Genomic DNA, 13,233 nt, shown 5'->3' on the forward strand with positions numbered 1-13,233 from the left:
ACCTACTCGCGGCTGCGTGGCAAGGCCCCGCCATCCTCCGCCGGCGGCCGCTCGGGCTTCGACCGAGCGGGCTGGACCAGCGGACTGGCGCAGGCGTCCTCCAGGTAGTTCTGGAAGTGCTCGACGATGCTGTCCCAACCTTGCCGGCTGGCGTGCTGGCGGGCGTTGAGACGGACCCGGCGCAGGCGTTCCTGGTCGTCCAGCAGCCAACTGGCGACTTCGACGAAGCCGCTCTTGTCGCCCGGCGCGGCGAGCACGCCGTTGTGCCCATGGCGGATGTGCTGGCCGGCGGCGGCCTGGTCGAAGGCGACCACCGCGAGGCCGGCGGCCTGGGCTTCGAGGACCACGTTGCCGAAGGTCTCCGACAGGCTTGGGAAGAGGAACAGGTCGCCCGAGGCGTAGTGGGCGGCCAGGGTTTCGCCGCGCTGGACGCCGCAGAACAGCGCTTCGGGCAGGTCCCGTTCGAGGTGCTTGCGCTCCGGCCCGTCGCCCACCAGTACCAGGCGCAGCTTCAGCTGCGGATGGGCGGCGCAGAGCGCGCGGAAGGTGCCGCCGAGCAGGCCGAGGTTCTTCTCCGCCGCCAGCCGGCCGACGTGCAGTACGGCGATGTCCTGTTCGCCCAGGCCCCAGCGCCGGCGTAGTTCGGGATCGCGCCGGGAGGGATGGAAGAGTTGGCTGTCGACCCCGCGGGAGAGCAGGTTGAGGCGTTCGAAACCGCGCCGTTGCAATTCCATGCGCTGGCTGCCGCTGGGCACCAGGGTCATCTGCGTGCGGTTGTGGAACCAGCGCAGGTAGCCGGTGACCAGCCGGGTCAGCGGGCCGAAGCCGTAGTGCTCGCTGTACTGCTGGAAGTTGGTGTGGAAACCGCTGACCGCCGGGATGCCCAGGCGCCGCGCGGCGCGCAGGGCGGAGAAGCCGAGCGGGCCTTCGGTGGCGATGTAGAGCACGTCCGGGCGCTGGCGCTTCCAGCAGCGCAGCAGCTTGTGCAGGCTCGACATGCCCCATTGCAGGCCGGGGTAGCCGGGCAACGGCCAGCCGCGGGTCAGCACCAGCTCGGCGTCGCTGCGCCGGCCGTCGTCGCCGGGCTGGCGCGGGCGCACCACCTGAACCCGATGGCCAAGCTGCTGGAGACCGGCATGCAGGCGACCCAGGGTATTGGCGACGCCGTTGACTTCCGGTGGGTAGGTTTCGCTGATCAGGGCGATGCTTAGAGGTCTGCTCATGACGTCAGTGTCGACCGACGCCGTGTAGCGGATGTGAAGTTTTGGTGACGCTTGCGTGACGGCGCCCCGGTCGGGGCGCCGTGGATTTCAGCGTTGCAGCAGGCGTGGGTTCTCCTCGCCGAAGATCTGCTTGCGCAGGGCCTTGAGGCGTTCGTCGATGGCGGCGTGACGCTGCTCCTCGCCGTCGACGCTGGCGAGCACCTCGGCGATCACCTTGTCCGACTCTTGCGCGTATTCGCGCAGTTGCTCTTCCTCGCCAGGCGTCGGCGCTTGCTGCTGGACGGAGGCGTTGTCCTTGAGCGCCATCCAGATCTCGAAGTCGAGCGCCTCGCGGCGCCTGGCATCGGCCTCCACATAGGGCGTCAGACGCTGGATCTCCTCGAAGGTCTGGCGCGGATCGGCGCCGACCGCCACCTCGCGCTTGAGCTGTTCGATCAGGCCTTCGGCGGCCTGCTTGCGTTCGATCTCGGACATCTGCCCGGCGTTGCGGCCGAACTCGCCGAGTTGCTGTTCCAGGTTGTCGGGAGCGGTGGCTGTATTCATCTCGGGGGCTCGGGAAGGAATGGAAGGTTTTGCCGCCGGTGTGGCCTGCGGGGGAGACGCGAAGGGCGCGACGGGCGCCGGCTCCGATGGGTAAAGCAACAGGACGGCGCCGATGGCCGTGCCGCAGAGCAGCAGGGCCAGCAAGGTCCAGGTCAGGGTAGGTCTCATGCGATGGACTCCTCGCTTCAGGTCGCTGCGATGTCGAGCAATGGATCGCTCCTGCTCGGCTTGCCGGTCTCGACGTGTCCGGCCAGGCGGCGGAGATAGTTGGCTTCCGTATTGCTGGCGGTCACGCTGAGGTCGTACCAGCCCTGGCTGCTGCGTAACAGCCACACTTCACTGATCGCCTGGTTCGGTTCGAGTTCATAGCGACGGCTGCCCTCCTGGGTATAGGCCGGGTTCGGCGTCACCGTCACGCTGCACGGCAGGCGGCCGAGATTGCGGATGTTCAACTGCAGGTTGCCGTTGCGTTGATAGGTGACCGATACCTCGGGCCGCGCCATCTGCGCGGCGAGATGCAGGTTGCCGTGGAACTCGCGGAAGAAGCCGTTGGGGCCGTGCACCTCGAAGGCGTAGCGGCCGTTGGCGTCGATCAGGTCGTCGAGTTCGTCGTTGAGGGTCCGGCCCAGTTCCTCTCCGCTTTCCTGGACCACCGGATAGCTGGTCACGGTATAGAAGCGCGGATTGCCGACTTCCCGCGGCTGCACCTGGAATACCGCAGCGGAGTGTCCCTGCGGATTGCCCGGCAGGCTCATGCCGTCGTTGCCCAGGGTCAGGCGCAGCTTGCCGGCGGCGATGTCGAGGACCAGCGTGGCGTGCAACTGGTAGGGCACCGCGAGGGTAGGGCGCTGGCCCTTTTCCTGGCCGGGCAGGCTCTTGGGCTCGTAGGACCAGTACTTGGGGCTGGGCCGGTAGAACTGCTGCCAGTAGGCGTCCTCCTTGCGCGCGTCGCTCTGCGGGACGTTGGTCAGGTCGGGGGCGACCTGGGTATCGCCTGCGCCCTGGAAGTCGAACAGCGAAGTCAGGTCGCCGCAGACGGCACGCCGCCAGGGCGAGATGTTTTCCTCGACGACGCCGAAGCGGCGTTCGAGGAAGCGCAGCACCGAGGTATGGTCGAACACTTCGGCGCTGACCTTGCCGCCCTTCGACCAGGGCGAGATGGCGATCAGCGGGACGCGGTGGCCGAGCCCGATGGGCAGCCCGCTGGATGCCTCGATCTCGCCGGCGGTGCTGACCGTGGAAAGGCCGACGCCATCCTTCCACGGCGGCACCGGGGCGCTGGCGTGGTCATAGAAGCCGTCGCCCTCGTCGTAGTTGAGGATGAACACGGTCCTGGCCCAGACCTCGGGGTTGCTGGTCAGCGCGTCGAGCACCCGGGTCACGTAGTACTCGCCGAACGAGGGGCCCCACCAGGGATGCTCGCAGTAGCAGTAGGGCGCGACGATCCAGGACACCTGCGGCAGCGTGTTTTCTTGCACATCCTTGCGCAACTGGTCGACGCCGCGGGCGAGCATGGCGCGCTGCCAGAGGTCCGAATCGCGCGGAGCGTTCTTGAAGTTCCTGAACCAGGCGAGGGCGTTGCAGTCGTAGTTGTTCTGCTCCTGGAGCCGGTATTTCCAGTAGGCGTCGACGTACAGGTACCAGAGTGACGAGGAGCGGTAGCCGCCTTCCTGGTAGACCCGCCAGTCCACGCCAGCGGCGCTTAGCCGCTCGGGATAGGTGGTCCAGTCCACCGTGCCGCTGGCGCCGATGGTGCCGTCGCCCATGTCGTTGCCGATGTGTACGTCCTTGCCGTCGCCGCTGGGGGCGGCGCGTCCGCTCATGTGGTAGAGGCGGTTCGGATTGGTCGGGCCCATCATCGACTGGTGGTAGGCCTCGCACAGGGTGAAGGCGTCGGCCAGGGCGTAGTAGTAGGGAATGTCGCCGCGCTTGAAGTAGCCCATGGCTTCGGGATACTGCACCGCCATCCACTTGTCGTTGCGGCCCTGGTTCCAGATCGCGTGGAAGGCCGACCATTCATGGTTCTGCGAACTCACCCACTGGGCGCTGGTGACCTTGGTATCCCAGTGATAGGGGGAGAACTCGTACTTGTAGTTCTGGTACCAGACCGGCTTGCCGTCCTGGCGCTTGAGCGCGCGAGGGTCGTTGAAGCCGCGGACGCCGTTGAGGTGGCCGAAGTAGTGATCGAAGCTGCGGTTCTCCTGCATCAGGATGACCACGTGCTGGACGTCCTGGATGGTTCCGGTGCGGATGTCCGGCTCGATGGCCAGGGCGCGCCGGAGCGTCTCCGGGAACAGCCCGGAAAGGCCGGCCAGGGTAGCGGCCTGGGCGCCGTGCTTGAGAAAGGTTCGACGGCGGAATTTCCAGTTTTCGGTCATCGTTTTATTTCCCGGGTGGTTTTTTGATTTCCATCAATCTGCGTACTTCTTGTTTCGAGATGATTAATCGTCTTCGCTGTTTTTCCGGCAGGGAATACAGCGAGCCGATGGTTTCATGGCGATAATTTATCGGTTGATCCCGAAAGCGACTTCGATATGACCTTGAGCGACAACTTGAGAAGTTTTTCTGGATAAAAACAAAGGGCATGGAAATAGAGTTCCATGCCCTTGTCGGCTGAATGAAAGGTCACTTGTTCATGTGTTTTAAATCACATTTTATTTGACGACTTTCATGCGTCATAAAGTTGGCTGGCGAATCTCGAAACCTTGGCTGGAGCCCGCTAGGGAGTGGTGCCGAGCACCTCGAAGGAGCGGGTCGAGCCGCCGATTTCGCTGATCTTCTGGGTCCAGAAGTTCTTCGCGTTGCCATAGTGCCTGATGTAGTAATGGCCGGGCTCGGTCCCTGGTGGAATGGACCAGCTGATAGTCGCTTTCGAGGCAGATATACCCACTCTCTCCCAGCGGTATTGGGTATCCCAGTCATTATCGGTGGCAACGGTCACGGGCGTCTGTTTGCCATCCTTGCCGATATTCACCACTTCCAGGAAAGTCTTCTCGGTGCGCAAGTCATTCTTCGGATGTCCGGTCACGAAAGCGACGGTCACCTTGTCGCCGATGCGATAACTTTCCCTGGGTTGTTGCAACACGTCGCCGAAGGACTTGCCGATATAGGGATCATCGGCCACTACTCCGGTCTGGAAGTTCATCTGGCAGCAGGACAGGTCCGGCGCTATCGCCGAGGTTTCCACCGGCAGGCGTTCGCGCAGCGCCACCGCCATGTCGACGAACAACTGCTGGTAGGCGGCCTGGGTCCAGGGGCCGTAGAGGGTCGAGCCGCCTTCGTATTCCTGGGCGGCGTATTCCTCGCGGGTGGTGACGTAGCTGGCATAGGCATTCGCGTAGCCATTGAAGATCACATGGCGGATACCGGCCGCTTCGCTGGCCGCCTGCACCGCGCGGCGGATCCGCACCCCGGCCATCACGGTGAACTCGGCGGGGGCGCCGAGCAGTTCCAACTGGCCGATGCGGAACATCTGGATCGGCAGCACCGTCGGCGTCCAGGGGTAGGGTTTCTTGTTGCCGGTGTCGGCGAGGATGGTCTTTTCCGCCTGGCATTGCACCAGTTCCTGCGGCGGCACGCCGGTGAGCAACCCGCCAAGGGCCGAGAGGAACGGATTGTTGCCTTCATCCAGCCCCAGCGGGCCTGGACCGTCTTCGGTGCTACCGGCGGCCAGACTGGTGCCGATGGCCGCGGTGCACAACTGGCGCGGCTGGCCGTCGGTGAACTCCGGGCGGATCGGCAGGCGGGTGAAGTCGACGAAACGGAAGCGCGAATCCAGTTCGCCGAGCACTTCCTCCTGGGCCTGGCCGGCGATCTCGTAGGCCTTGGCGAATTGGCGCAGACCGATCTCGCGGGTGTTGTCGAACTCGTTGTCGAAGGGACCGGAGCCGGGCTTCAGGTTCAGGTTGGGCGACAGGTTGCCGGCATTGGTCTGGGCGAAGGCGGCGACGAAACCGCTCTTGCGGCTGACGTCGTGCTCCCAGTGATAGGAGGCGTAGCCCTTGTTGTCCGGGGAGATCAGGTGATTGGCGTTGGTCATCGAGGTGCTGTGCACCGGGAACCAACTGATCGCGCCGGCCAGCTCGCCGTTGGCGTCGACGAAGCTGAGCACGCTCATCTGCGGGTCGATGCCATCCTCGTAGCCGGCGATGTCCGGGTTCTTCAGGTGCGACAGCAGCGAACGGTTGCGGCTGGCGTTGCGCAGCTCGCCGCTGCCGTAGAACAGGCGGCCGGGCTGCAACCTGGCCTGGGCCCGCTCGATGGAGCGGACGATGCCGTCGACGATGGCGTTGAAGGTCTTTTCCTGGAAGCCGAGCACCGACAGGTTGTACATCGCGTAGTGGGAGAAGCCGCCCGGACCGGAGTGGGTGTGGGTGGCGGCGAGCATCACGTTGTTCTCGTCGTAGACACCGGGGTACTTCGCCTTGAGCCGGGCCAGGACCTTCAGGTGCACGGCCTGGAAGATCATCCCCAGGTCGGTGTTGACGTAGACCAGGCGACGGCCGCTGGCCGCTTCCTCGATCACGAAGGCACGCGCCCACTGGCGCATGTGGATGCCGGCGGTCTTCTGTTCGAGGGAGGAGTAACCCATCATGCCGACTTCGGCGGCTTCGCCGGTGATGTCCGCCTTGCCCAGGCCGAAGCGGTAGGGCAGGTCGTCGGCCGTGGCAGGCATGGAGAGCGCCAGCAGGACGCAGGACAGCAAGAGCGCGGTGAATGCGGAACGTGACATGGCGACCCTCTTCTTGTTTTCCGCCGCTGGGCGGGCTGGGGACGGTGGTCATCGAAAGCGGGCCGGAGCCTGCCTCGCCTGGTTGCCACTGTAGTGCCAGGGTGGCGGCGTCGAGGGGGGGCGTAGCGGACAGGAAGGGGGTGAGCGCCGGCCATCCTGCATGGACGGCAAGGCAGGGGGGTAAAAAAAGGCCGCCTGCGTGGGGAAGCACCGGCGGCCAGTCGGTTCGGCAGCGTCGAGCCGGTCTGCAAGGGCTGGCGCAGGTCTCGGCTGCGGCCTGCGCCGACGCTCCCGAGGGCATTCGTAGTGTGCCCGACGCCGGCTGTCAGGGCGCTGACGCCCGCCTGACAATGCCGACAGCGGACACCGGGCGCATGCTTATTTCACCAGCGCCTTCTCGCCTTCCTCGCGGACCCAGAACAGGGTGGCGCCGGCGACGGCGGCGGGCATCATGACCAGGTTGACCAGCGGGATCAGCAGCGCCAGGTAGGTCATCCCGCCGAAACCCATGCACGCCCAGCGCTTGCTGCGCAGCCAGGCGAGCATCTCGTTCCAGCCGAGCTTGTGGTTGTCCGCCGGATAGTCGATGTACTGCACCGCCATCATCCAGATGCCGAAGAGGATCCACAGCGGCGTGGCGATCAGGTTGACCCCGGGCACGAAGCTCAGCACCAGCAGCACCAGCGCGCGCGGCAGGAAGTAGGCGAGCTTGCGCATCTCGCGACCCATGGTGCGCGGGATCATCGCCAGCAGTTCGGCCCAGCTGAACGGCGGGAAGTCGTCGCGGCCGCGAACCACCACCTCGACCTTTTCCGAGAGGAAGCCGTTGAACGGCGCGGAGATGATATTGGCGACCATGGTGAAGGTGAAGAACACGATCACCAGCACCAGCAGGACGAACAGCGGCCAGACGATGTACTGCAGGAAGCTCAGCCAGTCGGGCAGGCTGGGCATCAGCAGGTCGACCCAGTGGCTGAACTGCTGCATCGCGAAGCCGATCAGCAGGGCGAACACCAGCAGGTTGAGGGTCAGGGGGATCAGCACGAACAGGCGCAGGCCGGGACGCATGATCAGCTTCAGGCCTTCGCCGAGGTATTGCGGGCCGCTCAGGGCTGGCATAGGGAATGGTTCTCCGATGGGATGCGGGCTGAAACCTTAGCAGACTGGCGAAAGCCCGCGACAGAGCCTGTTTGACCGCGCATTTCAGGCTGGCGCCTGGTACAGGCAATAGTGGTTGCGCTGGCGCTTGGCCTGGTACATGGCGCTGTCGGCGGCACGGACCAGTCCTTCGGCATCGCCGGCATGCCGCGGGTAGAGAGCGATGCCGATGCTCGGGGTGACGAAGTCGATGCGTTCGCCATTCAGCGCGATCGGTTGGACCAGCGCCGCCAGCAGGCGTTCTGCGAGGCGCTGCGGATTGTTTTCCTGGCTGTCCTCGAGGAGCACGGCGAATTCGTCGCCGCCCAGGCGGTAGGCCTTGTCCGGCTGCCGCAGGGTGCTGCGTACCCGTTCGGCGACGGTCCTGAGGAGGGCATCGCCGATGTCGTGGCCGAAGCGGTCGTTGACCTCCTTGAAGCGGTCCAGGTCCAGGTACAGCAGCGCCAGTTCGCTTCCGCCGGAGCCGGCGCGAAGCAACGCCTGGCCGAGCTGTTCGTCGAAGGCCTTGCGGTTGCCCAGGCCGGTCAGCGGGTCGCGGTAGGCCATTTCCAGCAATTGCTGCTGGTAGGCGATCTGGTCGCTGACGTCGCGGACGATGCCGCGGTAGCCCCGTAGTTCGCCCTGCAGGTCGTGGATCAGCGAAACCGTGGCCTCGAAGTAGCCGAGGCTGCCGTCGGCGCGCTGCAGGGGGATGGCGAAGGTCTTGCCTGCGCCGCTCTGCATGGCGCGCTGGAAGGGTTGGCGGGCACGCGCCAGGTCGTCTTCGCCGAGCAGTTCGTAGTAGGGATGGCCGATCAGCGTTTCGCGCGTCTGGCCGAGCAGTTGGCAGAGCGCGGGGTTGACGGTGAGGATCACGCCGTCGACGTCCATTTCGAAGTAGCCGTCGCGCATCGACTGGAGGATCGCCCGGTCGCGCGCCTCGCTGTGTTCCAGGCGCTCGAGCATCTGGTTCATCTCGCCCGCCAGTTGTCCCAGCTCGTCGTTGCCGAAGTCGCTCAGGCGTATCGAGTGGGCGTTGCGTCCGACTTCGGCGACCTCCCGGTTGAGCCGTTGGACCCGGCGCAGGACCCACAGCTCCAGGGCCAGGTAGCCGACCAGGAAAGCGCCCAGCGCGACCAGCAGGGAGGCGCCGAGGAAGAAGTTGATGGCCTTCTCGCCCTGGATGTAGAGCAGGCGTTTCTTGGTGATGTCGAAGCGCAGCTGCGGCTCGCCGCTGGAACTCAGGTACTGCACCGAGACCTGCTGGACATGTTCGCCGATGAACCGCCGTGGGCTGAGCAGGGCCTGGTTGTGGGTACTGCCGCTGCGGCTGCGCAGCGGCTTCCAGGTGGCGTCGGTGGCGATGTTGGGCATCGGTTGCAGGTCGGCCTGCATCTGTTCGCGGAGGTTGGCCAGGCGTTCCCGGTCGAGGAAGTAGCCGGCGAGGATCGCGCCCTTCGCCGGCGCGCTACCCTGGTTGTTGCTGATAGGCACGCTGACCAGCAGGGTCGGCAGGTTGTCGACCAGCAGCAGCTCGCTCAGGCTGTGGTCGGTGCGTCCGCGAAAGTCCAGCGCGCCGAGGCGGATGGCGCGTTGCTGCAGTGCCTCGAGCAGGGCCTGGTCGCTCGCCGAGGGGGCGCCGAAGAGCACGCGCTGGTCGGGCGCGGGCGGGGACCACTGCTTCAGTTGCAGGTGACCCCGGTCGTCGAGGAACAGGACGAAGTCGAATCCCAGGTCGTCGAGCATCTCGTGGTCGAGGTTTTCCTGTTCGAAGGTCTCGTTGGGGCGCTGGATGAAGTCGTAGCTGGCATCCCACCAGGCGTAGGTGCGAACGATGTCCAGGTGGCGCTTCAACTCGAAGTCCAGCCGGTTGTGCAGGACGGTGGCGCCCTCTTGCAGGCGTTGCTGGTCCTCTCGGTCGAAACGGCTCAGCAGGATGCTTTCCGACAAGAGCCAGATACCGCCGAGACTGGCGGCCAGCAACGGCAGGAACAGCCAGAGCAGGCGTGTGCGTAGGGGCATGCGGTGAGGACGGGTAATGGGCGACAGCATGAGTCTAGCCGCAGGTTGAGAGCATAGGCTGACTCTATCGTGCGAATTGAAATTCGACATTTCAATGCATCGTCGTGGCTGGGTAACCTGCGCTGCATATTCTTCCGGGAGCCTGGCGTCGCCGGGCGGAACCCAACCTTCTAGGAGCCTCGCGATGAGCGTACTGGTCAACAAGCAAGCCCCCGATTTCACTGCCGCCGCGGTCCTCGGCGACGGTTCCATCGTCGATGCCTTCCAGCTTTCCAGCCTGCGCGGCAAGTACGTCGTACTGTTCTTCTGGCCGCTCGACTTCACTTTCGTCTGCCCCTCGGAAATCATTGCCCACAACAACCGCATGGATAAGTTCCGCGAGCTGGGCGTCGAGGTGGTCGGTGTCTCCATCGACTCGCAGTTCACCCATCACGCCTGGCGCAGCACGCCGGTGGAGAAGGGCGGCATCGGCGCGGTCGAGTTCACCATGGTCGCCGACGTCAAGCACGAGATCACCCGCGCCTACGGCATCGAGCACGAGGACGGCGTGGCCTTGCGTGCTTCGTTCCTGATCGACCGCGCCGGGGTGGTCCAGCACCAGGTGGTGAACAACCTGCCGCTGGGGCGCGAGGTGGACGAGATGGTGCGCCTGGTCGAGGCCCTGCAGTTCACCGAGGAACACGGCGAGGTCTGCCCGGCCGGTTGGCGCAAGGGCCAGAAAGGCATGAAGGCGAGCGCCGAGGGCGTGGCCTCGTACCTGGCCGAGAACGCCGAGGCACTGTGATCCCGCTGCCGGGCGCGAAGTGTGCCCGACCGACCTTTTTCCGGGGCGACCGCTCCTTCCAAGCCTTCCCCATGTGCTTTGGTGGCCCCGTTTTTATTCGCGCCGACGCTGATGTCGGCAGGAGTCCGACGAGATGCCCGATACCCTCCGCCACGCCCGAGTGATCATTCTCGGTTCCGGTCCCGCCGGTTACAGCGCGGCTGTCTACGCCGCGCGCGCCAACCTCAAGCCGCTGCTGATCACCGGCATGCAGGCCGGCGGCCAGTTGACCACCACCACCGAGGTCGACAACTGGCCGGGCGATCCCCACGGCCTGACCGGCCCGGCACTGATGCAGCGGATGCAGGAGCACGCCGAGCGCTTCGAGACCGAGATCGTCTTCGACCACATCCATGCCGTGGACCTGGCCGGCAAGCCGTTCACCCTGCGCGGCGACAATGGCACCTACACCTGCGACGCACTGATCGTCGCCACCGGTGCCAGCGCGCGCTACCTGGGGTTGCCGTCGGAGCAGGCGTTCATGGGCAAGGGCGTGTCGGCCTGCGCCACCTGCGACGGTTTCTTCTACCGCAACCGCGAAGTAGCGGTGATCGGCGGCGGCAATACCGCTGTCGAAGAGGCCCTGTACCTGGCCAACATCGCCAGCCGGGTGACCCTGGTGCATCGTCGCGAGACCTTCCGCGCCGAGAAGATCCTCCAGGACAAGCTGCAGGCGCGGGTCGCCGAAGGCAAGATAGTGCTCAAGCTCAACGCCGAGGTCGATGAGGTGCTTGGCGACGCGATGGGCGTCACCGGCGTGCGCCTGAAGACCCGCGACGGCGGCACCGAGGAGATCGCCGTGGATGGCATGTTCGTCGCCATCGGCCATACTCCCAATACCTCGCTGTTCGAAGGGCAACTGGCCCTGAAGGACGGCTACCTGGTGGTCAACGGCGGGCGTGAAGGCAACGCCACCGCGACCAACGTACCGGGTGTGTTCGCCGCCGGCGACGTGGCCGACCACGTCTACCGCCAGGCGATCACCTCGGCCGGCGCCGGCTGCATGGCCGCGCTGGATGTGGAGCGCTATCTCGATTCGCTCTGATGAGAAGACAGCCCTGAGTGCTGCGTGCAAGGAAGGCCCCGCTTCGGCGGGGCTTTTCTTTGTCCGTTCGGAAAGCCGCGGGCAGTGGGTCGTCCGGTTACGCATCCGCCGACGGCGGACATCGGGGCCGAGCGGCGTACCGGCAGAACACGACTTAAGGACGGCGGACTGCGAATAGAGCAATTGCTCTAGCCGGCCTAGAATCCAGACGCTTCATCCTTCCCACGACAAGACAATAGAAGGAGCGTCATCCATGTTTCTCAGCCCTAGCGCGATCTGCCTGCTCGGCCTGATCGCCTGGACCCTGTTGCTGGTCTTCCTGCTGGTCAGCCAGCGCGGCCTGCTGGTACTCGGCGGGCGGATGGCGGTGAACGCCTTCGCCGCCGATGGCAGCAACACGCCTGGCGGTTTCGGCCAGCGGCTGGTGCGAGTCCATGCCAACTGCGTGGAGAACCTGCCGCTGCTGGCCGGCGCGCTGCTCTACGCGATCGCCAGCGGGCAGAGCAGCCTGACCGACCCGTTGGCGCCACTGGTGCTCGGCGCCCGGCTGTTCCAGTCGCTGATGCACCTGGTCAGCACCTCCGCGCTGTTCGTCTGGCTGCGTTTCGCCGGCTTCTTCGTGCAGTTGCTGGTGCTCGCCTGGTGGCTGCTGCTCCTCGCGGGGCTGGCCTAGCGGCGCCGGCTCAGTCGCCGGCGGCCAGTTGCTCGGCGAATACCTCGCGGTCGACGTTCGCTCCGCTGAGGATCAGGCCTACCTTCAGCCCCTTCAGGCGCTCGCGCTCCTGCCAGGCGGCGGCCAGCGCCGCCACCCCGGCGCCCTCGGCGACGTTGTGGGTGCTGGTGAAGCACAGGCGCATGGCCGCGCCGATCTCCCTGTCGCTGACCCGCACCAGGCGATCGGCGCCGGCCAGGATCATTTCCAGCGCGCTCGGGTCCGGCGTACTGCACGCCATGCCGTCGGCCAGGCGGGTGTCGACCGGGTGGCTGATCGCCGTGCCGGCCTCGAACGACAGGGCGTAGGCCGGCGCATGGGCGGACACCACGCCGACGATGCGGGTCTTCAGGCCCAGCGCGTCGCGCGCGGCGATCAGGCCGCAGATGCCCGAACCCATACCGATCGGCACGTAGACTTCGTCAAGGTCGGCCAGCGCGGCGAACAACTCCAGGCTGTAGCTGGCGACTCCGGCCACCAGCCAGGGATGGAACGCCGGAATCAGGTGCAGGCCTTCGCGCCGGGCGCGCTTGGCGGCGTATTCGCGGGAGGCCTGGAAGTCCTCGCCATGCTCGATCAGCTCCGCGCCGAGGCTGCGCATCGCCGCGTTCTTCTCGCGGCTGTTGCCGTGCGGCACGACGATGATCGGCTGGATGCCGTAGCGGCTCGCCGAGAAGGCCACCGACTGGCCGTGGTTGCCGCGGGTGGCGCTGATCACGCCGGCCGGCCGCTCACCCTGGTGCGCCAGGTGGTGGAAATACACCAGGCCGCCGCGCAGCTTGAAGGCCCCCACCGGCAGGTGGTTCTCGTGCTTCATCCACACTTCGCAACCCAGTGCCTCGCATAGCAGTGGCCAGCGTATCTGCGGCGTCGGCGGCAGGCTCTGGTGGACGATGGCGGCGGCTTGTTGGAGGGAGGCGAGAGAAAAAGGCATGCGTGGTTTCCCCGTGCTGGTGGTCGGACCAGCCTAGGGAGCGCACGGCAGATTGAACAGGC

The 13,233-nt window shown here is 65.8% G+C and carries 10 protein-coding genes; 3 read left to right on the top strand and 7 right to left on the bottom strand.

Translation table 11 applies throughout. The features are described from left to right. Positions 1-2: 2 nt before the first annotated feature. The 6 genes from FOC67_RS04680 to FOC67_RS04705 form a co-directional block, all read right to left on the bottom strand. Positions 3-1,223 (bottom strand): glycosyltransferase family 1 protein, encoded by a 1,221-nt coding sequence (locus tag FOC67_RS04680; protein ID WP_003085828.1) that lies wholly within the window; start codon positions 1,221-1,223, stop codon positions 3-5. A gap of 87 nt (positions 1,224-1,310) precedes the next feature. After that, positions 1,311-1,934, bottom strand: a complete 624-nt coding sequence (plcR, locus tag FOC67_RS04685) for a phospholipase C accessory protein PlcR (RefSeq protein WP_009315289.1) — start codon at positions 1,932-1,934, stop codon at positions 1,311-1,313. Positions 1,935-1,951: 17 nt separating this feature from the next. Then, positions 1,952-4,144, bottom strand: a complete 2,193-nt coding sequence (locus FOC67_RS04690) for a phosphocholine-specific phospholipase C (protein WP_009315290.1) — start codon at positions 4,142-4,144, stop codon at positions 1,952-1,954. 341 nt (positions 4,145-4,485) lie between these two features. Continuing rightward, on the bottom strand, positions 4,486-6,498 hold the full coding sequence (cerN, locus tag FOC67_RS04695) for a ceramidase CerN (protein ID WP_009315291.1): 2,013 nt from the start codon (positions 6,496-6,498) through the stop codon (positions 4,486-4,488). A 378-nt stretch (positions 6,499-6,876) separates the two neighbouring features. Next, positions 6,877-7,617: a sulfate transporter CysZ gene (gene cysZ / locus FOC67_RS04700; protein WP_003085838.1), complete on the bottom strand. Its 741-nt coding sequence runs from the start codon at positions 7,615-7,617 to the stop codon at positions 6,877-6,879. Between the two features lie 84 nt (positions 7,618-7,701). Continuing rightward, a complete protein-coding gene (locus tag FOC67_RS04705) occupies positions 7,702-9,657 on the bottom strand; it encodes a diguanylate cyclase domain-containing protein (protein ID WP_023980572.1) in 1,956 nt (651 codons plus the stop codon). A gap of 184 nt (positions 9,658-9,841) precedes the next feature. Here FOC67_RS04705 and FOC67_RS04710 point away from each other — a divergent pair, with 184 nt between their 5' ends. The 3 genes from FOC67_RS04710 (at position 9,842) to FOC67_RS04720 (ending at position 12,198) form a co-directional block, all read left to right on the top strand. Continuing rightward, on the top strand, positions 9,842-10,441 hold the full coding sequence (locus tag FOC67_RS04710; protein WP_003085842.1) for a peroxiredoxin: 600 nt from the start codon (positions 9,842-9,844) through the stop codon (positions 10,439-10,441). Positions 10,442-10,574: 133 nt separating this feature from the next. Beyond that, positions 10,575-11,525, top strand: a complete 951-nt coding sequence (trxB, locus tag FOC67_RS04715; protein WP_003109420.1) for a thioredoxin-disulfide reductase — start codon at positions 10,575-10,577, stop codon at positions 11,523-11,525. Positions 11,526-11,778: 253 nt separating this feature from the next. Continuing rightward, positions 11,779-12,198, top strand: a complete 420-nt coding sequence (locus FOC67_RS04720; protein WP_003085846.1) for an MAPEG family protein — start codon at positions 11,779-11,781, stop codon at positions 12,196-12,198. Positions 12,199-12,208: 10 nt separating this feature from the next. Here FOC67_RS04720 and FOC67_RS04725 read toward each other — a convergent pair whose 3' ends face one another. Next, entirely contained in the window at positions 12,209-13,171 is a 963-nt protein-coding gene (locus tag FOC67_RS04725) for a threonine dehydratase (protein ID WP_009315294.1), read from the bottom strand. Between the last annotated feature and the right edge of the window lie 62 nt (positions 13,172-13,233).

It is taken from the genome of Pseudomonas sp. FDAARGOS_761 (genome assembly GCF_013343155.1).
Lineage (GTDB): Bacteria > Pseudomonadota > Gammaproteobacteria > Pseudomonadales > Pseudomonadaceae > Pseudomonas > Pseudomonas aeruginosa.

Coding starts and splice junctions, on each gene's coding strand:
- FOC67_RS04680 (WP_003085828.1), bottom strand. CDS start 1,223: ATGAGCAGACCTCTAAGCATCGCCCTGATCAGCGAAACCTACCCACCG.
- plcR (WP_009315289.1), bottom strand. CDS start 1,934: ATGAGACCTACCCTGACCTGGACCTTGCTGGCCCTGCTGCTCTGCGGC.
- FOC67_RS04690 (WP_009315290.1), bottom strand. CDS start 4,144: ATGACCGAAAACTGGAAATTCCGCCGTCGAACCTTTCTCAAGCACGGC.
- cerN (WP_009315291.1), bottom strand. CDS start 6,498: ATGTCACGTTCCGCATTCACCGCGCTCTTGCTGTCCTGCGTCCTGCTG.
- cysZ (WP_003085838.1), bottom strand. CDS start 7,617: ATGCCAGCCCTGAGCGGCCCGCAATACCTCGGCGAAGGCCTGAAGCTG.
- FOC67_RS04705 (WP_023980572.1), bottom strand. CDS start 9,657: ATGCCCCTACGCACACGCCTGCTCTGGCTGTTCCTGCCGTTGCTGGCC.
- FOC67_RS04710 (WP_003085842.1), top strand. CDS start 9,842: ATGAGCGTACTGGTCAACAAGCAAGCCCCCGATTTCACTGCCGCCGCG.
- trxB (WP_003109420.1), top strand. CDS start 10,575: ATGCCCGATACCCTCCGCCACGCCCGAGTGATCATTCTCGGTTCCGGT.
- FOC67_RS04720 (WP_003085846.1), top strand. CDS start 11,779: ATGTTTCTCAGCCCTAGCGCGATCTGCCTGCTCGGCCTGATCGCCTGG.
- FOC67_RS04725 (WP_009315294.1), bottom strand. CDS start 13,171: ATGCCTTTTTCTCTCGCCTCCCTCCAACAAGCCGCCGCCATCGTCCAC.